This is a genomic window from Nesterenkonia sp. E16_10 (assembly GCF_017347085.1).
Taxonomy (GTDB): domain Bacteria; phylum Actinomycetota; class Actinomycetes; order Actinomycetales; family Micrococcaceae; genus Nesterenkonia.
Window position 1 is genome coordinate 178499 of the sequence record NZ_JADPSA010000022.1, and the last position, 20401, is coordinate 198899.

Below are 20401 nucleotides of genomic sequence, written 5' to 3' on the forward strand. Positions count from 1 at the left end.
CGAGAGCTGGTCATAGCTGGTTCTGTACGCCGATGCCCCCCGGGCCCGGTCGGCGAGACACGGCGTCTGATGGACGCGCGCATCGCAAATCTCACAGTATCGTCAGAAATTCCAGAAACAGCGTTGAAGCGCCAATAAATTTACCTAGATTTCGTGGAAAAACCCTGATCAATCGAGGGTTCCGGCGCGGCAGCCCCGGGCGGCGCTCTCCAGCTCCTCCGCGGTGCGCAGAAGCTGGTCTGCGCGCTCGGTGAGCCGCTGAGCGGATTCGGGACTGTGCCGCTCGGAGCCCCCCGCCCAGAGCGCCTGACCGCGGGCGATCACTCGGCAGAATGCCCCGGCCCGGTCGAAGGCCGAATCGATGTCGCCGCGGTACATGCCGGCCAGCACCAGATCGGCCAGCCGGTCCATCTCCTGTGCTGTGGGCGGCTCGGCCACCCCAGCGATCGCGTGCGGCGCGGAGTCGGTCTTACCCAGCTGGTAGTACTCGCTCATCCGCTGCGGGTCCTTGTTCACCGCAGCTCGGATCGCGTAGATCCTCCAGAGGCCACCGGCCAGCGAGTGCGCCGGGGAATCGGACCAGAGCTCGGCGATCGCTTCGATGCCCTCGGTCTCGGCCAGCCGGATGAAGCGCTCGGTCACCTCGGGATCATCGGAATCGCGACCGTGGAAGACCAGCGCGTGCGCGGTGTCGTGGGCCGCCTGGGAGATGATGGCAGGATCCGCGCCGCCTTCTCGCTGATCGAAGGCTGCCGGCTCGGTGTAGCGCGGCCGGCGGTGGCGGGGCTGGCTGGTCATCGCGTCCTCCTTGGAGAGATTCGCTGCGGTCCGTGGGCCGCTGAACTGCCGGTCCACATCGTGTCCGTCATTATGCCGCAGGCCCCGGCGGCGATACCATAGGGGAGGTCTTCAGCGGCTCCACAGGGGCCTTTAGCTCAGTTGGTAGAGCATCGGACTTTTAATCCGCTGGTCGCGGGTTCGAGTCCCGCAGGGCCCACCATAGTCCTCCGTTGGAGACAGATATACCCAGGTCAGCGCTCAGCGTAGACCTGGGTATATCTCTTGGAGGCTCGGATTCAGAGCTGGTCCTGGCGCTCGGTTGACCGCATGCGGGGACAGGGAGCACACTGGAGGTGTGCCGGGCCGCGGTAACCCCCGGGCTCCATTATTGAGCCGCTTCGAGCGGCCCCGCGCCGTGAGGCGTTCCCGGCCCGGCACACCTCTACTCTCTTGAGACCGCGCACTCGGGAGATCCCCTCTTGCCCTCACGGCGAACCTTTTCAGGCCGGGCGGCCGAGTTCATCTTCGCGCTATACACTCATGGCCGACACGTCGTCACTCGTTCACCTGGGGAAATTCACCGCATGATCGCACGCAGAGGCCAGCGCAAGCCTGAAGCCACAGACCTTCTGGCGAGCATCGCCCGTGAGGTGCGTGCCGGGGTACAGCTGATCTCCCAGCTGCTGGGCAGCCCGAACGAGGACCGTGCCGTGCTGCGCGAACAGCTGCTCGGCCTGGAGGGCCGGGCAGTGGACCTGCACTTCAACCTGATGACCCATATTCGCAGCGTCTTCCTGACTCCGCTGCCCAGGCACGACATCTACGCGCTCTCCCAGCAGCTGAACCGGACCATGGAGCACGTGGTCGCAGCCGGTGATCTCATCCTGGCCCGACCGCGCCTGAGCCTGCCCAGTCAGAGCGCCGACCAGCTGGAGACGCTGAGCCGTCAGCTGGACCTCACGGTGGCCGCGATGTCGCGGCTCGAGGACTTCGACCTGCTCGAGGACTACTGGATCCAGATGCAGCGTCTGACCAAACAGGCGAATCGAACCCACCGGGCGTGGATGACCAGCACCGACAATGCGTTTCAGCCGAACATCGCGCTGCAGCAGGCGCAGATCGCGGATGCGCTGCTCGCCGCGATCGACGACCAGCGAGCCGTCGCGGTCACCGCCGGCTCCATCATCGTGCGCGAGTCCTGAGGCACCCTCGTGGAGATGATTCTGCTCGGGCTCATCTGCCTGACGCTGGTTCCCAATGCATTCATCGCTGGACTCCACGACGTACCCAACGCCATCGCCATTCCGGTGCGCACCAGAGCACTGACACCTCGGGCGGCCACACGACTGGCGGCGGGGTTCAACACGCTCGGCGTGCTGCTGGCCCTGCCCCTGGGAATCTACCTCTACACCTGGTTCGAGTTCCCGCAGATGGAGCCGCAGCTGCTGCTCGCCGTCGTCTTCTCAGCGGCCCTGGCGCTGCTGGGCTGGAACCTCTTCACCTACCTGCGCGGGATGCCTACCTCGACCACTCACGCCCTGCTGGCGGGCTTCCTCGGCGGCACCCTGGCCGCCGCCGCCGTCGCGGATCTCGACTTTGAACAAGTCCTTGCGATGCCCTGGGCCGGAGCGGCGCTGACGCTGCTGCTCTCTCCGCTGGCGGCCTTCGGGCTCGCCTACCTGCTGGTGTTTGTGGCCGTGCGCTTCGCGCGCGGCGAGGACCCGGATGCGGTCAACACGGCCTCGCGGATGACTCAATCGGTGAGTGTGGGCGTGACTTCCCTGGGCACCGGGCTGCAGCAGGGACAGCGGTTCTCCTTCGTGCTGCTCACCGCCCTGGTCGCGGCAGAGGTCGATGATGCACAGATGTGGCTGCCCTACGCCTATCTCGGCTTCGCCCTGGTGATCGGCATGGGCTGCCTCAACGGCGGCTGGCGGATCGGGCACACGCTGGGTCACCGCCTGGTGGAGATAGATCCGCTGCGCGGAATGGTGGCGACCACGTCCACCTCGGCGCTGCTGTTCATCGGATCGCTCGGCTTCGCGCTCCCGCTGTCCACATCGTTGACCGCGGCCTCCACGGTGATCGGGGCCGGGTCGAACCAGCGCTTCACCACCGTGCACTGGCGGCAGTTCCGCCGTATCTGCCGCTACTGGGTGCTGACCCCGATTGCCGCGGGCACTGCCACGGCGGTCTTCACGCTTGCGCTCAGTCCGCTGCTGGGCTGAGCCAGGAGCCCCCGGCCGAGGGCGGACCCTCCACCGGGGTCAGCCTGTACCGGCCGGCCCCCCGGTGCTCAGCCGAAGCGTCCGGAGACGTAGTCCTCGGTGGACTTCTCCTGTGGGGTGTTGAAGATCGAGGTGGTGTCGTCGTATTCGATGAGCTTGCCCGGCTTGCCGGTGCCGGCGATGTTGAAGAACGCGGTCTTCTGCGAGACCCGTGCCGCCTGCTGCATGTTGTGGGTCACGATGATCACGGTGTAGTCCTGCTGCAGCTCACCGATGAGGTCTTCGATGGCGAGCGTGGAGATCGGGTCCAGTGCCGAGCACGGTTCGTCCATGAGGATGACATCCGGCTTCACCGCGATGGTCCGTGCGATGCACAGTCGCTGCTGCTGCCCACCCGAGAGGCCCGAGCCCGGCCGGTCCAGACGATCCTTGACCTCGTTCCAGAGGTTCGCGCTGCGCAGCGAGGTCTCCACGATCTCCTCGGACTGCGACTTCGAGAGTCGGGCGCCGTTGAGCTTGTAGCCGGCAAGCACGTTCTCTCGGATGGTCATGGTCGGGAACGGGTTCGGCCGCTGGAACACCATGCCGACCTGGGTGCGCACGGTGACCGGGTCCACGCCGGACTCGTAGATGTCCTCTCCGTCCAGCAGCAGCTGGCCCTTCACCCGGGCGCCCGGGAGAACCTCATGCATCCGGTTCAGCGAGCGCAGCAGGGTGGTCTTGCCGCAGCCGGAGGGGCCGATGAACGCGGTCACCGCTTGGGCGTCGATGTTCATGTTGACGCCTTCCACCGCCAGGAAATCGCCGTAATAGACGTTGAGGTCGACGACATCTACTCGCTTAGACATATCTGATATTCACACTTTCTCTGGAAGAACGATGGGGACCGCGGGAGCGGCGGTCAGCGGCCGGTCTGCTTGGGCGCGAAGAACTTGGCGATGAGCCGCGCGAAGAGGTTCAGCCCCATCACGATCAGGATCAGCACCAGAGCGGCCGCCCAGGCCCGCTGCTCGGAGGGGTCCGAGAAGTTCGGCGAGGTCGGGTTCTGGAACTGCCGGAAGATGTACACCGGCAGGGCGGTCATCCATCCCTGGAACAGGTTCCAGTTGGTGTTGACCACGAATCCTGCCGTGACCAGGATCGGTGCGGTCTCACCGATCACCCGGGCGATGGCCAGGGTCACGCCGGAGGCGATGCCGGAGATGGCGGTGGGCAGGACCACCTTCAGGATGGTCCGCCATTTGCGCACACCCAGGGCATAGGAGGCCTCGCGGAGCTCGTTGGGCACCACCCGGAGCATCTCCTCGGTGGTCCGCACCACCACCGGGACCATCAGCACCGAGAGCGCGATGGCCGCGGTGATGCCCAGGGTGGAGCGCTGGGTGGTGAGCAGTCCGGTCACCCCGCTGAAGACCGAGAGGAACCAGGCCATGGCGGCACCGGCGAAGAGCCCGGCCACGATGGAGGGGATTCCGGTCATCACGTCGACGAAGAACGTGATGGCGCGGGAGAGGGGCCCTCCCTTGGCGTACTCCACCAGGTAGATCGAGGTCAGCAGCCCGATCGGCACCGAGATGACGGTGGCGGCCAGGGTGATCAGCAGCGAGCCGATCAATGCATGGAAGATCCCGCCGAGGACCGGGGTGCCTTCGGTCTGTGAGGCCTCGTCCACCAGTCCGGTGATTCCCTGCATGTCGGAGCTCAGGAAGCCCGGAGCCATGAGCCCCTGGATGCCGACAGATGCGACCGACCAGATCACCGAGATCAGCGGCATCAGCGCGATGAGGAAGGCGAGGTAGACCAGGTTGGTCCAGAGCCCGTCGGTGGCGCGTCTGCCGTTCACCTTGGTGCGGGTGAGGAAGTAGCTGCTGAGGATGTAGATCACCGCGGTGAAGATGAACCAGGTGGCCAGGTTGAACCCGAACAGTGCTGAGAGCGCAGCGCCCAGGACGAGGGACCCGCCGAGCATTGCGATCCACAGCCAGGACGGCAACGTGTTCTGGGTCAGGGAGCTGCGTCGCGGCACCCCGTTGCTGCTGGGCTCTGTGAGCCCAGACGCACCTGAGGGGCCCTGGACGGAGGCCGGCGTCGGAGTGGGGGTCTGTGTCATCAGTTGGCTCCCGAGAATTCCTTGTGGCGGCTGACGATCCAGCGCGCTGTCATATTCACCAGCAGCGTGATCAGGAACAACACCAGGCCGATGGCGATGAGCTGGGCCTGACGTTCCGAGCCCGGCGGAGCTTCGGGGAAGCCCAGAGCGATCTCAGCCGGGATGGTGCTGTTGCCGCTGGAGATCAGCGAGGCGGTGAGCATCCCCGGAGAAAGGACCAGGGCCACGGCCATGGTCTCTCCCAGCGCGCGGCCGAGACCGAGCATGATGCCGGAGATGATGCCGGCGCGGGCGAACGGGAAGACCGACATCTTGATCATCTCCCAGCGGGTCGCACCCAGCGCAAGCGCCGCCTCTTCGTGCAGCTTGGGGGTCTGGATGAAGATCTCGCGGCAGACGGAGGTGATGATCGGCAGGATCATGACGCCGAGCACGACGCCGGCGGTGAAGATCGTGCGACCGGTCTGTGAGGGATCTCCGGCGAACAGCGGGATGAACCCGAGGTTCTCGTGCAGCCACCCATAGACCGGGATCAGGGCCGGCCCGAGGAAGCTCATGCCCCAGGCCCCATAGACCACCGAGGGGATCGCGGCCAGGAGGTCGATCACATATCCGATGCCTTTGGAGAACCTGGGCGGAGCGTAGTGCGAGATGTAGAGCGCAACGCCGACCGCGACCGGCGCCGCCAGGATCAGCGCGATGAACGAGGCGATGAGCGTGCCGATGACCAGCGGGTATGCGTAGTCGAAGAAGGCGGTGAGGATCCAGCCTCCCTGGTCCTCCTGATAGACCGCATCCCGGGAGTTCACCGTCAGGAACAGTGCCACGAAGGCCAGGGTGAGCAGAATGAGGACGCCGGCGGATACCGTCAGCGCCGAGAAGACACGGTCTCCTGCGACTCCCCTTTTATCGGACTGAGTCAGTGAGCTGGTCACCTGGTCTGCCTCTCAGATCTGTTGGTTGAAGCGTGATGCAGCACGGACGGACGCCGGGCGGCCGGAGTCTGAACCCCGACCCGACCACCCGACGTCCGTGTGCTTCATGCGTTGAAGTGACTGATCAGGCTCACTCGGAGACGGTGATCGCGGAGAGGGACTCCATGGCTCCGTCACGCAGTTCATCCGAGATCGGAGCGTTGCCGGCTGCACCTTCGGCGGTGGCCTGGCCGTCTTCGGAGATGACGTACTCACCAAAGGCGAGCGCCAGGTCAGCGGTCTCCTGGTCGGGGTACTCGTTGCAGAAGATGTGGTAGCTCACCAGGACCACCGGGTAGGCGCCGGACTCTTCGGTGCGCCGATCCAGCTCATAGGCCATGTTGTTCGACGCCTGACCCTCGACCGGAGTCGATGAGGCCACTGCCTGGGAGGCAGCCTCTGGGGAGTACTCGACGTACTCTTCGCCGACCTGCACGGCGACAGTGGTCAGGTCACCGATCTGGGAGGCGTCGGCATAGGTGATGGCGCCGTCGGTCTCTGAGGTCAGACCGACCACGCCGGAGGTCTGCTGGGCAGACTCTGCGGCGATCTCGCCGGGCCACTCACCGGAGACCTCGTAGTCCCAGACGTCCGAGGCGGTCGCGAGGTAGTCCACGAAGTTCTCGGTGGTTCCCGAGTCATCTGCGCGGTGCACCACGGAGATCGGGGTGGAGGGCAGCTCCATGTCGGGGTTGTGCTCGGCGATGGCCTCGTCGTCCCAGCTGGAGACCTCACCGGCGAAGATCGAAGCGATCGTGTCCGCGTCGAGGTTCAGGGTCTCGTCGATGCCTTCGACGTTGAATGCCACGGCGACGGGGGAGATGTAGGAGGGGATGTGGAAGGCGCCTTCGGGGCCGCAGATCTCCTGGGTGGACTCCCACTCCTCGTCGCTCATCGCGGCGTCGGAGCCGGCGAAGTCGTACTCGCCGCCGAGGAATCCGTCGCGGCCGCCGCCGGAGCCGACCGAGGCGTAGTTGACCTGAGCGTTGGGGGCCACGGAGGTGAAGCCGTCGGTCCACGCGGTCATCGCTGCCTCCTGCGAGGATGCGCCGCCACCCACAAGGGTGCCGGCGACATCGCTGCTGGATCCGTTCTCGCCGCTGTCTGTGTCGCCCCCAGCATCGGGGTTGTTGGACTCGCCGCAGCCCACCAGGGCAAGGGTTGATACGGACAGGATGGCCGCTGCGCGACCGAAGCTCTTCATCTTCACGTTATTAGTGCCTCTCTGAGTGATTCATCAAAGCGCGCGGAAGCGCCATGCCTTAAGACGTATGAGATTTGCCGTGGGTGCGTCCGGCGAACCTCGCATCACACTAGGCACCACAGGTGACCCTGGACCGCTGAACAGGTGACTGTGGCACTCACTTAAGGTGAACGCTTGGTGAACTGGTGTGCCGTGCTGGTGTGTCCGATGACATAGCAGCGAACCGCCAGGTGTGAGGCACCTCGTATCCCCGTAGGTGTGTGCCGCCTAGACTCGTGGGGTGACGACCGAGCGCTCCACTTCCCGCCCGCTGGACCGGGCGCGCCGCTTCACCCGACGCCGAGTCCGGGTCGGGGTCCGCAGGATGCGACGCTCGGTGATTCCTGCGCTGCAGATGACCGTGGCCGGCGTGGGCGCCTACACGATCGCAGAGCGGGTGCTGGGCCACGATGATCCGCTCTTCGCCGCCATCGCCGCGCTGATCGCGCTGGGCTTCACCAAGGAACCCCGGATGCGCAAGGTGCTCGAGGTCAGCGTGGGCTGCACCCTGGGCATCCTGATCGGCGACCTGCTGCTGCATCAGCTCGGCTCCAACCTGGGCACCGCCGCGCTGGTGCTGTTCCTGTCCATCATGTTGGCCCGCTTCCTGGACTCCGGGCCGGTGCTGGCGATGCAGATGGGGCTGCAGGCGCTGCTGGTGGTGCTGATCCCGCCCCCGGAGGCCGCCGCGCTCGGGCCGTTCACGCGCAGCCTGGACGCCATCGTCGGCGGCGCGTTCGCCATGGTGATCACGCTGCTGACCCCGAAGGATCCGCGCCGCGAGCCGATCGCTGAGCTCAAGAGCGTGGTGGACGCGATGACCGCCTCGCTGCGCGACGTCGCCGAAGCGGTGCGGAACTCGGATTCCCGCCAGGCCTGGCACTCGCTGATCCGCTGCCGCGGCCTGCAGCCGCAGATCGACGAGCTGCGCAGTGCGGTGAGCTCCGCCAAGGAGCTCACCGTCTTCTCCCCCGCCTACCGCAAGCACCGCCACTACGTCCGGCATATGGCCGAGGTCGCGGACCAGGTGGACCTCTCGGTGCGCAGCATGCGCGTGGTGGCGCGCCGGATCATCAGCACCGTGGACCACGCCAGCCTCAGCGACGAGGCGGTGGAGAACCTCGCGGCGGTGTTGGACGAGTTCGCCGAATGTTCGCTGCTGCTCTCCCAGGCGGTCTCGGAACCCGGCTCGGCCTACACGCGTCGGATGGACACCGCCCAGGAGGCGCTCTCCCTGCTGGCCCAGAGGCTGCACCCGAAGTCCCTGGGGATCGGGACGCTGGAGGGCGAGACGGTGGTGCTGCTGCTGCGCACCCTGGTGGTGGACATGCTGCAGGCCGCCGGGTCCAGCCACGAGGATGCTCGGGAACAGCTCCCTGAGCTCTGAGGCGCCGGGCGCCGATCAAGTGCCGCAGCGCTGGGCGCTGAGTTCGCAGCGCTGAGCGGAGAGCTCTGGTGGTCAGAGCATGGAGATCAGAGCATGGAGATCAGAGCTGCAGGATCATCCTGGTGTTGCCCAAGGTGTTGGGCTTGACCCGGGCGAGGTCGAGGAACTCCGCGACGCCTTCATCGGGTGAGCGCAGCAGCTCGGTGTAGACCTCCGGGTCCACCGCGGCCTGGTCATCCATGATCCCGAAACCATGTCGGGTGAAGAACTCCACCTCGAAGGTCAGACAGAACACTCGACTCACGCCGAGGGTCTGGGCTCGCGCGGTGAGCTCCTTGAGCAGCCCGGATCCCACGCCGTGTCCGCGCCAACGGGAATCGGTGGCCAGGGTGCGCACCTCGGCGAGGTCCTTCCACATCACATGCAGGGCTCCGAAACCGATCAGGCTGCCGTCCTGAGCCTCAGCCACGACGAATTCCTGGATCGCCTCGTAGTAGGCGACGGCCTCCTTGGGCACCAGCACGCGCTGATCGACCAGGGGTTCCGCCATGCCCATGATGGCGGCGACATCGGCGGTACGCGCTGGCCTGATGATGAAGGAACCCATCGGCACAGTCTATGCGTCGACGTCACCTGGTCAGGGCGACGCCGGCGCGGCCGGTGGACCTGGTGGGATCAGCCCTCGTTCAGGCTGAAGTCATGCGGCTCCGACCGGACGCCGCTGAGGCTCACGGTCAGCTCATAGCGGCCTGGATTCAGCGCGGCGGGCTCGGCGCAGTCCTCGGCCGAGTCCGAGCGTGGCCATCTGAAATGCGCCTGCTCGACCTGACCGGGTTCGAGCTGCACCGGAAGCGACTCGCGGGAGACGGAGCATTCGGCCGTGGAGAAGATGACGGCTCCGCCATGTTCGACCAGGAACTCCTGCTCTTCGGTGCCCAGATCAGCTTCGCAGGCGTAGTCGGCGGTGTTCTCCACCTCCATCACCAGCATCGGGGCGTAGCCAGGCCCGTAGGCCTCGGAACCGGTGGAGGCGCGGACCTCGAGATCGCCGGAGCGACAGCTGCCGTCCTCGGGGGGCTGGTCCGGGGAGGGTTCGGGATCGGAGTCCGGATCCTCGGCCTCCTGGGAGTCTTCCGTGTCGGGACCCGAGCCATCCTCGTCCCCTGGCGCGGAACCGGTGGAATCGGGACCCGCGTCAGCGTCCTGGCCTGCCGAGTCCGGCCCCGGTTCATCCTCCTGTGACCCCGGTCCGCCGCCCATCGCAAGGCCAGCGAGCCATCCGACGAGGACGAGAAGCACCACTGCGAGCACCCCGACGAGGATGCGACGACGCCTGTAGACCTCGGCAGACTGCCGCCTTCGCTGGGAACCCATGGCCCCAGGTTAGCGGAGGAGACTGAGGCTGTTTCTCAGCCGAGCAGGCGCTCCCGGAGCTCACGCACGCGCAGGTGGATGTCATCGCGGACCAGCTCCATCCGCTCGCGCCCCTCGATGCCGCGCGCACTGGGCTCGTCGAGCTCCCAGCGTTCGATCTTGACGCCTTCGAGCGGTTCGACCTGGGCCTCGGGACCGAGGATCACGACGTGCCCAGCCTCACGCATCGCCTCCGGCGTCAGCTGCGTGGGAGTCTCACCCGCGATGTCGGCGCCGACCTCCGCGAGCACCTCTGCAGCGAGCGCGTTGACCTTCGAGCCTGGCTGTGTGCCGGCCGAGGAGACGACGACGGCGCCCTCGAGTCCTGCCGCTGCAAGGTCCTGGCGCAGCAGTCCGGCGGCCATCTGAGATTTGCCGCCGTTCTTCACGCAGACGAAGAGCACCGCCGTATTCTGGGTGCGTTCGGTGGACTGTGCCACCGGGGCGATCTCTTCCTCGGCGCCGCGGACCGGCTGATCGGAGGGGCTGGTGGAGCCCTCCGGGGTGGTCTCGGGTGCTGCATGGTTCGTCGTGGGCTCGGGCATCAGGGTGTGGTCCAATCGGTCAGGGAGTGGAAGAGGTCTTGCAGGGCTCCTGGCACCACCGAGTAGTAGGACCAGGTCCCGCGCTTCTCACGCGCGAGAAGCCCGGCATCGACCAGCACCTTCAGGTGATGGGAGACCGTGGGCTGACCCAGGCCGAGCGGCTCGGTGAGGTCACAGACGCAGGCCTCCCCGGTGGCCTCGGCGGCGATCAGGGTGAGCAGCGTGAGGCGATTGGGATCTGCGAGCGCCTTGAATCCCACGGCAAGCTCGGCGGCGCCCTCGGGGTCCAGCGCGACACGATCTTTCGGCGACTGCGGATTCTGCGAACCCTGCGGGACCTTGCAGTCGATCTGGGCGGTCATCGCTTCTCCTCCAAGGTTCGGCCTGGTCTGCTCGAGATCCATTCTCTGTCCAGGGTCGGCTTCTGCGCACATTCTCCGCCGCACATCTCATGGATTGACATCCGTCGATATTCCTGACGATACTCGGGGCATCGAAGTTTGTCGATCTTCCCAGGAGTGCTTGTGAACCAGTCTGCCCCATCCGTCCCCGATGCTTCGGCCGTGGTGGCCAAGCTCTCGGTGCTGGATCGTTTCCTGCCGGTCTGGATCATCGCCGCCATGGGGCTGGGGCTCGCGCTGGGCGCCGTCGTCCCTGCGGTGGGGGTGGCCATGGAGTCCATGGAGGTGGCCGGCGTCTCGCTGCCCATCGCTGTGGGCCTGCTGGTCATGATGTATCCGGTGCTGGCGAAGGTGCGGTACAACGAGACCGGGCGGGTGCTGAAGGACAAGAAGCTGGTCATCACCTCGCTGCTGATCAACTGGATCCTGGCCCCGGCGTTCATGTTCGTCCTGGCCTGGGTCTTCCTGGCTGATCTGCCGGAGTACCGGACCGGGCTGATCATCGTGGGGCTTGCCCGCTGCATCGCCATGGTGTTGATCTGGAACGATCTGGCCTGCGGTGATCGTGAGGCGGCAGCGGTGCTCGTGGCGATCAACTCGGTGTTCCAGGTCTTCATGTTCGGTGTGCTGGGCTGGTTCTACCTGCAGGTGCTGCCGACCTGGCTCGGGCTCGAGACCACCTCGGCCGAGTTCTCCATCGTCGCGATCACCGTCTCGGTGCTGGTCTTCCTGGGCATTCCGCTGCTGGCGGGCTACCTCACCCGGACCCTGGGCGAACGAGCCCGGGGTCGCGAATGGTACGAGGCCAAGGTGCTGCCGAAGATCGGCCCCTGGGCGCTCTACGGCCTGCTCTTCACCATCGTGGTGCTCTTCGCGCTGCAGGGCGAACAGGTGCTGACCAATCCGATGGACGTGGTCCGGATCGCGGTGCCGCTGCTGGTCTACTTCGTGGTCATCTTCGCCGCCTCCATGGTCATCGGCTGGATGTTGCGGATGGGCTACGAGCGCACCACCACGTTGTCCTTCACCGCGGCCGGAAACAACTTCGAGCTCGCCATCGCCGTCTCCATCGCCACCTTCGGCGCCACCAGCGGCCAGGCGCTGGCCGGAGTGGTCGGCCCACTGATCGAGGTTCCGGTCCTGGTCGCACTGGTCTACGTGGCCCTGTGGGCCCGTCGGTTCTTCACCGGTTCGAACATCCCGGCCAAGCAGGAGAGCCCGATCGCCGCAGCCGCCCCGCAGAGCCTCTGACCCTCCCCTCCCCCATGATCGGCAAGCCCCCGGAAGGAACCCCATGAGCACCTCCAAGCCCACAGTCCTCTTCGTCTGTGTCCACAACGCAGGCCGCTCCCAGATGGCCGCCGGATTCCTGCGTGACCTCGCCGGGGACACCGTGCAGGTGTTCTCCGGCGGCACGGCACCGAAGGACTCGGTCAATCCGATCGCGGTGGAGGCCATGGCCGAGCTCGGCATCGACATCTCTGAGCACACCCCGAAGCGGCTCACCGATGATTCGGTGAAGGAGTCGGACGTGGTGATCACCATGGGCTGCGGGGACGACTGCCCGTTCTACCCGGGCAAGCGGTATGAGGATTGGAAGCTCGATGACCCGGCGGGACAGGGAATCGAGTCGGTCCGCGTGATCCGCGACGACATCCGCGCCCGCGTGCAGGAGCTGATCGGCAGCCTCAACGTGCAGGCCTGAACCTGCGCCGTCCGAGCAGGTCTGCCACGGCGTCGGCGCGCAGCGACTGCCGGAGCACCTCAGCAGCGGGGAGCAGCGGTGGCCGGGAGTCTCTAGACTCATGGCGATGAGACCCACCGCCGAGCCTTCCGCCACCACACCCCTCACCGGCTCGATCAGCGCCGCTCCAAAGGGATCCCTCCGCCCGGAGATCGGCTTCACCCCGGAGCCCACGCTGGTCCACGAGCGAGTGATCGAGTGGTTCGAGGGCAACGCCCGCCGGCTGCCCTGGCGGGAGCCTGAGTGCACCCCATGGGGGGTCATGGTCAGCGAGATCATGCTGCAGCAGACCCCGGTGGTGCGGGTGCTGCCGCGCTGGGAGCTCTGGATGCAGCGCTGGCCGACGCCGGCCGATCTCGCCGCGGCACCGACCTCAGAGGTGCTCACCGCCTGGGACCGGCTGGGGTATCCACGCCGCGCGCTGCGGCTGCAGGCCGCCGCGCAGGCCATGGTGGAGCGCCATGACGGGGAGGTGCCCCGCACCGCCGCGCAGCTGCGCGCACTGCCGGGTGTGGGTGAGTACACCGCCGCCGCGGTGGCCTGCTTCGCGTTTCTGGAACCCGAGGTGGTGGTGGACACCAATATCCGCCGGGTCCATGCGCGTGCCTTCACCGGGCACGCCCTGCCTGGCAAGACCTACACCTCGGCGCAGCGTCGGCTCGCCCACGAGCTGATGCCCGCCGCCGAGCCCGACGACGGCGCCACCGCCTGTGCCTGGAACGCCTCGGCCATGGAGCTGGGGGCGCTGATCTGCACGGCCCGCGCCCCACAGTGCCAGGTCTGCCCCGTGGCGGACCTCTGCGCCTGGCGGGCCGCAGGGTCACCGCCGGCCACGCAGGAGCAGCAGACCCGCGGCCAGGGATGGGCGGGCACGGATCGTCAGGTGCGTGGGGCGATCATGGCGGTGCTGCGCATGGGAGCCACCGTGGGGCGCACCGAGCTGCTGGACGGGCTCGCGCTTCCCGACGCCTCCCCGGAGCAGCGGAGCCGCTGCCTGGATTCGCTGCTGCGCGACGGCCTCGCCGCCGATGCTGGCGGGCAGATCAGCCTTCCCGGAGCTGGCTCAGCCTGACTGGCCGCCGTCGAGCACCAGGCTCAGCGCCTCGGTGAGTGAACCGACCTCGCGGACCCGCATCCCCTCCGGGGTGGCCTCCTTCTCCGTGCCGGTGGACTTCCGCGGGACGATCGCATGGGTGAAGCCCAGCCGCTGGGCCTCCTCGAGGCGCTGGCGCAGCCCGGGGACCGGGCGGACCTCACCGGCGAGGCCCACCTCCCCGAAGGCCACAAAACGGTTCGGCAGCGGCTTCTCCAGCGCCGCGGAGGCCACGGCCAGGGCGATCGAGAGATCCGCCGCCGGTTCGGTGATCTTGACCCCGCCCACGGTGGCCACATAGGCCTCGGACTTCATCAGCGCGGTGAGCTTGGCGCGGCGCTGGAGCACCGCGAGCAGCATCGAGACCCGGGGCGAGTCCAGACCGGAGACCGCCCGGCGGGGCTGGGAGGCCTGTGATTCAGCCACCAGCGCCTGGACCTCGGCGGTCAGCGGTCTGCGGCCCTCGAGGGTGATGGTGATGCAGGTGCCGGGGACGCGTTCGGTCATCGCTGAGACGAAGAGCCCGCTGGGATCCGCGAGCGAGGTCAGACCGTCCTCGTTGAGATCGAAGCAGCCCACATCATCGGTGGGCCCGTAGCGGTTCTTCACCGCGCGCAGCAGCCGCAGCCGGGAGTGCCGGTCCCCCTCGAACTGACAGACCACGTCCACCAGGTGTTCCAGCATCCTGGGCCCGGCGATGCTGCCATCCTTGGTCACGTGCCCCACCAGGATCATGGTCATGTTCTTGCGCTTGGCGGACTCGATCATCGAGGCGGTGACCTCGCGGATCTGGGTGACTCCGCCGGGGGCGCCGTCGACCTCGGCCGAGGAAAACGTCTGCACCGAGTCCATGATCGTGAGCTGGGGCGAGAGCTTCTCCACCTGGCCCAGCGCCTGGCCCAGGTCGGATTCGGCGGCGAGATAGAGGCCCTCGGAGATCGCGTCGATGCGCTCGGCGCGCTTCTTGACCTGCGCGGCGGACTCCTCACCGGTCAGATACAGCACCGGGGAGTCGGGGTGGGCCCTGGCCACCGCCGAGGCCACCTGCAGCAGCAGCGTGGACTTCCCGACACCGGGCTCACCGGCCATCAGGATCACCGCGCCGGGCACCAGCCCTCCACCGAGCACCCGGTCGAGCTCGCCGATAGAGGTGGGGCGGAACTCCGCCTCAGAGGCGTCGACCTCGTGGATCACCCGGGCGGGCTGGGCGAGCTGACTGGCCGCCGTCGTCCTGGCGGTGACCTGGCCCTTCTCCTCCACCGAGCCCCAGGCCTGGCACTCCGGGCAGCGGCCGACCCACTTGACCGTCTGCCAGCCACATTCGGTGCATTCGAAGGACGGGGACCCCTTGGAGCGGGACTTCCCCGTGCTCCGTGACGCGGTGCGAGTTGCCATGGCCTCTACGTTACCGCCGGGGCCTGACATATTCCGGCGCACCCGAGCCGCAGCCCAGACCGACCCCGTACGATGCTCGAAGCCCACCATCCCTCGCTGATTCCCAGGAGATCCGTGTTCCGCTCCCCCAAGACCTTCTTCCGCGTGCTGGCCTTCGCCGAGGCGGTCTCCTGGACCCTGCTGATCGGCGGGATGATTCTGCGCGCGACCAACGACCTGGACATCGCGGTGAGCATCGGCGGCGGCATCCACGGCTTCGTGTTCCTGGCCTACGCGGCCACCGCGGTGATCGTGGCGAAGAACCAGCGCTTCAGCGCCGGACCCACCTCGATCGCGGTGATCAGCGCGGTGATTCCCTACGCCACGATTCCGGTGGATCTCTGGCTCAAGCGCAGCGGCCGGCTCGAGGGACCCTGGCGCACCGAGGTGACCTCGGACCCACGGGATCGGAGCTGGCACGACCGCGCCCTGCGGGTGCTGCTGAACCGGCCCGCGCTGGTCGGCGGAGTGCTGGCGGCCGGCGTCGTCGTGGTCTTCGTGGTGCTGCTGATCATCGGGCCGCCGGGAGGCTAACAGCCGCTGCCCCGGTCCGGTCCGGTCCGGTCGGGAGGATATCTGCCGTGCGGGCAGGCCCCGTTCAGGAGACCGTGGAGGTGTAGGACCGGTCCAGCCGCATCTGGTCCAGGCGGTGGGCGAATCGGCGCTGATCCTTGGGGAAGGATCCGTCGTTGCGATTGATGAACACCCAACCCAGCCCCGCCAGGAGCATCACCAGGCCACCGAACAGGCTCCAGTCGCTGCGACCGTCATCCAAGCCGACCAGGGTGAGACCCATGCCGCCGAGCCCCGCGACGGCAACCCCGATCAGCCATGACCGGCGGGGATTCAGCCGATAGGACTCCTGGAGCGTCTCTGGCACAGCCCCCGACTGGGTCATGATGAGCTCCGCGCTCCATTCAGGGTCCCTGGGGTCAACCAGCTCCGTGTCCCCTCCGGAGCCCCAGCGTGGGTTCCTCTGCGCCTCCAACCGATCCCACCAGCTCCTATACAGTGCGACCATGGCCTCTCCCCCGGGCATCCCAGGACGCGTGAGCCGCAAGCCGGCCCGACGCATGCTCATCAGATGCGCGTCGCGCAGCAACGTCCAGACGACGTAGCTCAGACCCGCGAGAATGATCCCCGTGACAGTGATCAGACTGATCACCCCATCGAAGACGTCCTCCAGGCCAACGTCCAACCGGTCAAGGACCATGGCGACTCCGATTCCGAGCACTGCCACAGGCAACGTCACCGCGAGCACGGTACCGGCTGCCTTCCGCCCACGCCGCCACCGGTTACTTGCCTGCAAAATATCCTCATTGAGCGTTTGGATCTGTGTCCGGTAGAAGCGAGCGGAGGCGCTCTGTCCCTCACCCGCCTCCTGAACCATCTTCAGTTCGCGGTCCAGCGCGGCTGCTTCGGCTTCCTGGCGGGCCAGTTCGTCATCTGATGTCACCAGCCCAGAATGCCACAGCCGGGCCGCCGAACGCGGAAGGCCCGCACCCTGTCCACGGGTGCGGGCCTTCTAGGCTGAACATAGATGTTCGGTGATGATCAGCCCTCGATGGCGGCGGGTTCTTCGGCGGCCTCGATCTGATCCTGCGGATCGTGCCACTCGAAGGTGAGCTTGCGCTCCTTGCCCTCGCCCTCGACGCCGATCGAGATGCCGGCGCCGTGGGGGATCTCGCCGTAGAGGATCCGCTCGGAGAGCTCGTCCTCGATCAGGGTCTGGATGGTGCGGCGCAGCGGCCGGGCACCCATCGCCGGATCGTAGCCGGTCTCGGCCAGGAACACTCGAGCCGGCTGGGTGACCTCGAGGGTCATGGCCTGCTCGGCGAGCCTGGAACGGAGTCGGTTCACGAACAGATCCACGATCTGGACGATCTCCTCCTGCTTCAGCTGCGGGAACACGATCGTGTCATCGACACGGTTGAGGAACTCGGGCCGGAAGTGCTGGCGCAGCTCCTGGCTGACCGTGGCCTTCATCCGCTCGTAGTTCGTCGTGGTGTCTTCACTGGAGGTGAAGCCGGTCATCACGCCCTTGGAGATGTCCCGGGTGCCGAGGTTCGTGGTCATGATGATCACGGTGTTCTTGAAGTCCACCACGCGGCCCTGGGAGTCGGTCAGGCGACCGTCCTCCAGGATCTGCAGCAGCGAGTTGAACAGGTCCGAGTGGGCCTTCTCGACCTCGTCGAAGAGCACCACCGAGAACGGACGGCGACGCACCTTCTCGGTGAGCTGACCACCCTCCTCATAGCCCACATAGCCTGGAGGGGCTCCGAAGAGCCGGGAGACCGTGTGCTTCTCGGAGAACTCCGACATGTCCAAGGTGATGAGCGCGTCTTCGTCGCCGAAGAGGAACTCGGCCAGAGACTTGGCCAGCTCGGTCTTGCCGACGCCGGTGGGCCCGGCGAAGATGAACGAACCAGAGGGCCGGTTGGGGTCCTTCAGGCCGGCGCGGGTGCGGCGGATCGCCCGAGAGAGCGACTTCACCGCCTCGTCCTGACCGATGACCCGCTTGTGCAGCTCCTCCTCCATGCGGCGGAGGCGGTCGGACTCCTGCTCGGTGAGCTTGAAGACCGGGATGCCGGTGGAGAACGCGAGGACCTCGGCGATCAGGTCGGCATCGACCTCGGCGATCTCGTCGATCTGCCCGGACTTCCAGGCATCTTCCTTGGCCTGGCGCTCTTCGACGAGCTTCTGCTCCTTGTCGCGCAGGCTGGCGGCGCCCTCGAAGTCCTGGGCGTCGATGGCGGATTCCTTCTCCCGCCGGACGTCTTCGATCTTGGCGTCGAACTCCTTGAGCTCCGGCGGCGCGGTCATCTTCTGGATCCGCAGCCGAGCGCCGGCCTCATCGATCAGGTCGATGGCCTTATCAGGGAGGAACCGGTCGTTGATGTACCGGTTGGCCAGTGAGGCGGCGGCTTCCAGGGCCTCTTCGGTGATCGAGACCTTGTGGTGGGCCTCGTAGCGGTCACGCAGTCCGCGCAGGATCTGCACGGTGACCTCCACGGAGGGCTCCTCGACCTGGATCGGCTGGAAGCGGCGCTCCAGCGCGGCGTCCTTCTCGATGTGCTTGCGGTACTCATCCAGCGTGGTGGCACCGATGGTCTGCAGCTCACCTCGGGCCAGCAGCGGCTTCAGGATGTTCGCCGCGTCGATCGCACCCTCGGCCGCACCTGCGCCGACCAGGGTGTGGATCTCGTCGATGAAGAGGATGATGTCGCCGCGGGTGCGGATCTCCTTGAGCACCTTCTTCAGGCGCTCCTCGAAGTCACCGCGGTAGCGGGAACCGGCCACCAGGGACCCGAGGTCCAGGGTGTAGAGCTGCTTGTCCTTCAACAGCTCCGGCACATCGCCGTTGACGATGGCCTGTGCCAGACCCTCCACGACGGCGGTCTTGCCGACGCCGGGCTCACCGATCAACACCGGGTTGTTCTTGGTACGGCGGGAGAGCACCTGCATGACGCGCTCACGCTCGTAGTCGCGGCCGACCACCGGGTCCAGCTGCGCCTCTCGGGCTGCGGCGGTGAGGTTTCGGCCGAACTGGTCGAGCACGACGGAGCCTGCCGGGGTGCCTTCATTCGCACCGCCCTGGCCGACGCCGGCGCCTGCCTTCTCCTGGCCGCCTCCGGAGTAGCCGGAGAGCAGCTGGATGACCTGCTGGCGGACCTTGTTCAGGTCAGCATTGAGCTCCACGAGCACCTGGGCTGCGACACCCTCGCCCTCGCGGATCAGGCCCAGCAGGATGTGCTCGGTGCCGATGTAGTTGTGGCCCAGCTGCAGCGCCTCGCGCAGCGAGAGCTCCAGGACCTTCTTGGCGCGCGGGGTGAAGGGGATGTGGCCGCTCGGGGCATTCTGCCCGGGCCCGATCTTCTCCTGCACCTTCTCGCGCACTCCGGTGAGGGAGATGTCCAGCGACTCAAGGGCCTTGGCCGCGACACCCTCACCCTCATGGATCAGGCCGAGCAGAATGTGCTCGGTGCCGATGTAGTTGTGGTTCAGCATGCGTGCCTCTTCTTGGGCAAGCACAACCACGCGCCTGGCGCGATCAGTAAATCTCTCGAACATAGCCACAGACACTCCTAGCGTTGGTGCTCTGCCCCCAAGGCTACGGGCATCGAGCGGTCCCGTCGCCGCTGTTCGCCGTAGGGAAAAGTTCTGCCCCTCGACGGCGGCGCCGAGTCTGACACCAGAGAAGCCCGGACGCAGCGCGATGCTGCCTCCGGGCTTCTCCACGACCTGCGCCGGTCGTCTCCGCGGCACCGCGAGCGGTGCGCAGGATCAGCGCTTCTTGGCGTTTCGGTAGGCCTCCACGATGTCGCGGTGCAAGCGACCTCGGCTGGAGACCTGATAACCGTTCTTCACGGCCCAGTCACGAATCTGACGGGCTTCATTCTGCGGGGATGGCGGGGCAATGGCCCGACCCTTGCGGATGTACTTCTTCAGCGTCTCGCGCAGCTCTTTGGCGTGCTCTTCGCTGAGGTCAATCTCATAGAAGCGGGAGTCCAGTCCGAACGTGACCGTCTCCTTTGCCTCACTGCCATCAAGATCATCGACGAGAACTACTTCTACCTTCTGGGCCATCTGATACACCTCACTGCTCACTCACACGTCGAGACTCAACGGGCTTCATCTCTTGCGACGCTTTTCTCACTGCGACAGATCAAGAACGATCTATGTGAAGCTGAGTATTTCAAGAAATACAATTGGCGGTCAAGCCGGATAGTTTTTGACTTCCACGGGCCCGGAAGATAATTCTCATTGGGAACCAGTTTCCTGAGTCAAGACAGTCAGGACTTTGTGCTTCGAGCAACCTTTTTTGCGGTGAGCCAGAGGGTCAGCTGCGTGGCCCAGCAGGCGGTTCATCACGCTTAAACCCCTGATCAGAGGCCTCATCGCGGACCTGAGCCTCGGCTGCACGCTCGTTCCGATCTGCCCGGAATATCGCGCGGATGGCGAGCCAGAAGACCAACCCGACGCCGATGGAAGGGGCGAGAACTTCGAAGTACGTCCAGAAGTTTTCCATTACATTCCTTGCTTGCACTC

The 20401-nt window shown here is 66.5% G+C and carries 21 protein-coding genes and 1 tRNA gene; 8 read left to right on the plus strand and 14 right to left on the minus strand.

The window, feature by feature from the left end:
- Nucleotides 1-168 precede the first annotated feature (168 nt).
- A complete protein-coding gene (locus tag I2487_RS07105) occupies nucleotides 169-798 on the minus strand; it encodes a hypothetical protein (protein WP_207171309.1) in 630 nt (209 codons plus the stop codon).
- Between the two features lie 126 nt (nucleotides 799-924).
- Between I2487_RS07105 and I2487_RS07110 the strand changes: the two genes are divergently transcribed.
- The 3 genes from I2487_RS07110 to I2487_RS07120 all read left to right on the plus strand — a co-directional run bounded on the left by I2487_RS07110 (nucleotide 925) and on the right by I2487_RS07120 (nucleotide 3008).
- Nucleotides 925-1000 (plus strand) — tRNA-Lys (locus tag I2487_RS07110).
- 364 nt (nucleotides 1001-1364) lie between these two features.
- Entirely contained in the window at nucleotides 1365-1982 is a 618-nt protein-coding gene (locus tag I2487_RS07115) for a DUF47 domain-containing protein (RefSeq protein WP_207171308.1), read from the plus strand.
- Between the two features lie 15 nt (nucleotides 1983-1997).
- Entirely contained in the window at nucleotides 1998-3008 is a 1011-nt protein-coding gene (locus I2487_RS07120; protein WP_207171307.1) for an inorganic phosphate transporter, read from the plus strand.
- Nucleotides 3009-3076: 68 nt separating this feature from the next.
- On the opposite strand, the gene pstB is transcribed toward I2487_RS07120, so the two are convergent.
- The 4 genes from pstB to pstS form a co-directional block, all read right to left on the minus strand.
- Nucleotides 3077-3856 (minus strand): phosphate ABC transporter ATP-binding protein PstB, encoded by a 780-nt coding sequence (pstB, locus tag I2487_RS07125; protein ID WP_207171306.1) that lies wholly within the window; start codon nucleotides 3854-3856, stop codon nucleotides 3077-3079.
- Between the two features lie 53 nt (nucleotides 3857-3909).
- Nucleotides 3910-5118 (minus strand): phosphate ABC transporter permease PstA, encoded by a 1209-nt coding sequence (gene pstA / locus I2487_RS07130; RefSeq protein ID WP_207171305.1) that lies wholly within the window; start codon nucleotides 5116-5118, stop codon nucleotides 3910-3912.
- Nucleotides 5118-6053, minus strand: coding sequence for a phosphate ABC transporter permease subunit PstC (gene pstC / locus I2487_RS07135; RefSeq protein WP_207171304.1), 936 nt, complete (start codon nucleotides 6051-6053; stop codon nucleotides 5118-5120). The genes pstA and pstC overlap by 1 nt, the downstream gene beginning before the upstream one ends.
- 130 nt (nucleotides 6054-6183) lie before the next feature.
- On the minus strand, nucleotides 6184-7302 hold the full coding sequence (gene pstS, locus I2487_RS07140) for a phosphate ABC transporter substrate-binding protein PstS (RefSeq protein ID WP_518523705.1): 1119 nt from the start codon (nucleotides 7300-7302) through the stop codon (nucleotides 6184-6186).
- Nucleotides 7303-7576: 274 nt separating this feature from the next.
- On the opposite strand from pstS, the gene I2487_RS07145 reads away from it, so the two are divergent.
- Nucleotides 7577-8722 (plus strand): FUSC family protein, encoded by a 1146-nt coding sequence (locus tag I2487_RS07145; RefSeq protein ID WP_345941355.1) that lies wholly within the window; start codon nucleotides 7577-7579, stop codon nucleotides 8720-8722.
- A gap of 100 nt (nucleotides 8723-8822) precedes the next feature.
- On the opposite strand, the gene I2487_RS07150 is transcribed toward I2487_RS07145, so the two are convergent.
- The 4 genes from I2487_RS07150 to I2487_RS07165 form a co-directional block, all read right to left on the minus strand.
- Nucleotides 8823-9329 (minus strand): amino-acid N-acetyltransferase, encoded by a 507-nt coding sequence (locus I2487_RS07150; protein ID WP_207171302.1) that lies wholly within the window; start codon nucleotides 9327-9329, stop codon nucleotides 8823-8825.
- Between the two features lie 68 nt (nucleotides 9330-9397).
- Complete coding sequence (locus tag I2487_RS07155) at nucleotides 9398-10096, minus strand: hypothetical protein (protein WP_207171301.1); 699 nt, start codon at nucleotides 10094-10096, stop codon at nucleotides 9398-9400.
- Between the two features lie 35 nt (nucleotides 10097-10131).
- Nucleotides 10132-10680: an arsenate reductase/protein-tyrosine-phosphatase family protein gene (locus I2487_RS07160; RefSeq protein ID WP_207171300.1), complete on the minus strand. Its 549-nt coding sequence runs from the start codon at nucleotides 10678-10680 to the stop codon at nucleotides 10132-10134.
- Nucleotides 10680-11042 carry an ArsR/SmtB family transcription factor gene (locus I2487_RS07165; RefSeq protein WP_207171299.1) on the minus strand — a complete coding sequence of 121 codons (363 nt, stop codon included), beginning with the start codon at nucleotides 11040-11042 and terminating at the stop codon, nucleotides 10680-10682. Before I2487_RS07165 ends, I2487_RS07160 begins: the two co-directional genes overlap by 1 nt.
- 258 nt (nucleotides 11043-11300) lie before the next feature.
- Here I2487_RS07165 and arsB point away from each other — a divergent pair, with 258 nt between their 5' ends.
- The 3 genes from arsB to I2487_RS07180 all read left to right on the plus strand — a co-directional run bounded on the left by arsB (nucleotide 11301) and on the right by I2487_RS07180 (nucleotide 13897).
- Complete coding sequence (gene arsB / locus I2487_RS07170) at nucleotides 11301-12332, plus strand: ACR3 family arsenite efflux transporter (RefSeq protein WP_218624284.1); 1032 nt, start codon at nucleotides 11301-11303, stop codon at nucleotides 12330-12332.
- A 43-nt stretch (nucleotides 12333-12375) separates the two neighbouring features.
- On the plus strand, nucleotides 12376-12786 hold the full coding sequence (locus I2487_RS07175) for an arsenate reductase ArsC (RefSeq protein WP_207171298.1): 411 nt from the start codon (nucleotides 12376-12378) through the stop codon (nucleotides 12784-12786).
- Between the two features lie 106 nt (nucleotides 12787-12892).
- Nucleotides 12893-13897, plus strand: a complete 1005-nt coding sequence (locus tag I2487_RS07180) for an iron-sulfur binding domain-containing protein (protein ID WP_207171297.1) — start codon at nucleotides 12893-12895, stop codon at nucleotides 13895-13897.
- Here I2487_RS07180 and radA read toward each other — a convergent pair.
- Entirely contained in the window at nucleotides 13889-15313 is a 1425-nt protein-coding gene (radA, locus tag I2487_RS07185) for a DNA repair protein RadA (protein WP_207171296.1), read from the minus strand. The genes I2487_RS07180 and radA overlap by 9 nt on opposite strands.
- A 114-nt stretch (nucleotides 15314-15427) precedes the next feature.
- On the opposite strand from radA, the gene I2487_RS07190 reads away from it, so the two are divergent.
- Nucleotides 15428-15886, plus strand: coding sequence for a DUF3817 domain-containing protein (locus I2487_RS07190; protein WP_207171295.1), 459 nt, complete (start codon nucleotides 15428-15430; stop codon nucleotides 15884-15886).
- A 64-nt stretch (nucleotides 15887-15950) separates the two neighbouring features.
- Here the strand turns inward: I2487_RS07190 and I2487_RS07195 are convergent, their stop codons facing one another.
- The 4 genes from I2487_RS07195 to I2487_RS07210 form a co-directional block, all read right to left on the minus strand.
- Entirely contained in the window at nucleotides 15951-16808 is an 858-nt protein-coding gene (locus I2487_RS07195; RefSeq protein ID WP_207171294.1) for a hypothetical protein, read from the minus strand.
- A 98-nt stretch (nucleotides 16809-16906) separates the two neighbouring features.
- A complete protein-coding gene (locus tag I2487_RS07200; protein WP_207171521.1) occupies nucleotides 16907-19423 on the minus strand; it encodes an ATP-dependent Clp protease ATP-binding subunit in 2517 nt (838 codons plus the stop codon).
- Between the two features lie 213 nt (nucleotides 19424-19636).
- On the minus strand, nucleotides 19637-19939 hold the full coding sequence (locus I2487_RS07205) for a histone-like nucleoid-structuring protein Lsr2 (RefSeq protein WP_036474614.1): 303 nt from the start codon (nucleotides 19937-19939) through the stop codon (nucleotides 19637-19639).
- Between the two features lie 253 nt (nucleotides 19940-20192).
- A complete protein-coding gene (locus tag I2487_RS07210; RefSeq protein WP_207171293.1) occupies nucleotides 20193-20381 on the minus strand; it encodes a hypothetical protein in 189 nt (62 codons plus the stop codon).
- Nucleotides 20382-20401 lie beyond the last annotated feature (20 nt).

Excerpts from the sequence above, each read along its gene's own strand:
- I2487_RS07105 (WP_207171309.1), bottom strand. The coding sequence starts at position 798 with ATGACCAGCCAGCCCCGCCACCGCCGGCCGCGCTACACCGAGCCGGCA.
- I2487_RS07115 (WP_207171308.1), top strand. The coding sequence starts at position 1,365 with ATGATCGCACGCAGAGGCCAGCGCAAGCCTGAAGCCACAGACCTTCTG.
- I2487_RS07120 (WP_207171307.1), top strand. The coding sequence starts at position 1,998 with ATGATTCTGCTCGGGCTCATCTGCCTGACGCTGGTTCCCAATGCATTC.
- pstB (WP_207171306.1), bottom strand. The coding sequence starts at position 3,856 with ATGTCTAAGCGAGTAGATGTCGTCGACCTCAACGTCTATTACGGCGAT.
- pstA (WP_207171305.1), bottom strand. The coding sequence starts at position 5,118 with ATGACACAGACCCCCACTCCGACGCCGGCCTCCGTCCAGGGCCCCTCA.
- I2487_RS07150 (WP_207171302.1), bottom strand. The coding sequence starts at position 9,329 with ATGGGTTCCTTCATCATCAGGCCAGCGCGTACCGCCGATGTCGCCGCC.
- I2487_RS07155 (WP_207171301.1), bottom strand. The coding sequence starts at position 10,096 with ATGGGTTCCCAGCGAAGGCGGCAGTCTGCCGAGGTCTACAGGCGTCGT.
- I2487_RS07160 (WP_207171300.1), bottom strand. The coding sequence starts at position 10,680 with ATGCCCGAGCCCACGACGAACCATGCAGCACCCGAGACCACCCCGGAG.
- I2487_RS07165 (WP_207171299.1), bottom strand. The coding sequence starts at position 11,042 with ATGACCGCCCAGATCGACTGCAAGGTCCCGCAGGGTTCGCAGAATCCG.
- arsB (WP_218624284.1), top strand. The coding sequence starts at position 11,301 with ATGGGGCTGGGGCTCGCGCTGGGCGCCGTCGTCCCTGCGGTGGGGGTG.
- I2487_RS07175 (WP_207171298.1), top strand. The coding sequence starts at position 12,376 with ATGAGCACCTCCAAGCCCACAGTCCTCTTCGTCTGTGTCCACAACGCA.
- I2487_RS07180 (WP_207171297.1), top strand. The coding sequence starts at position 12,893 with ATGAGACCCACCGCCGAGCCTTCCGCCACCACACCCCTCACCGGCTCG.
- radA (WP_207171296.1), bottom strand. The coding sequence starts at position 15,313 with ATGGCAACTCGCACCGCGTCACGGAGCACGGGGAAGTCCCGCTCCAAG.
- I2487_RS07200 (WP_207171521.1), bottom strand. The coding sequence starts at position 19,423 with ATGTTCGAGAGATTTACTGATCGCGCCAGGCGCGTGGTTGTGCTTGCC.
- I2487_RS07205 (WP_036474614.1), bottom strand. The coding sequence starts at position 19,939 with ATGGCCCAGAAGGTAGAAGTAGTTCTCGTCGATGATCTTGATGGCAGT.
- I2487_RS07210 (WP_207171293.1), bottom strand. The coding sequence starts at position 20,381 with ATGGAAAACTTCTGGACGTACTTCGAAGTTCTCGCCCCTTCCATCGGC.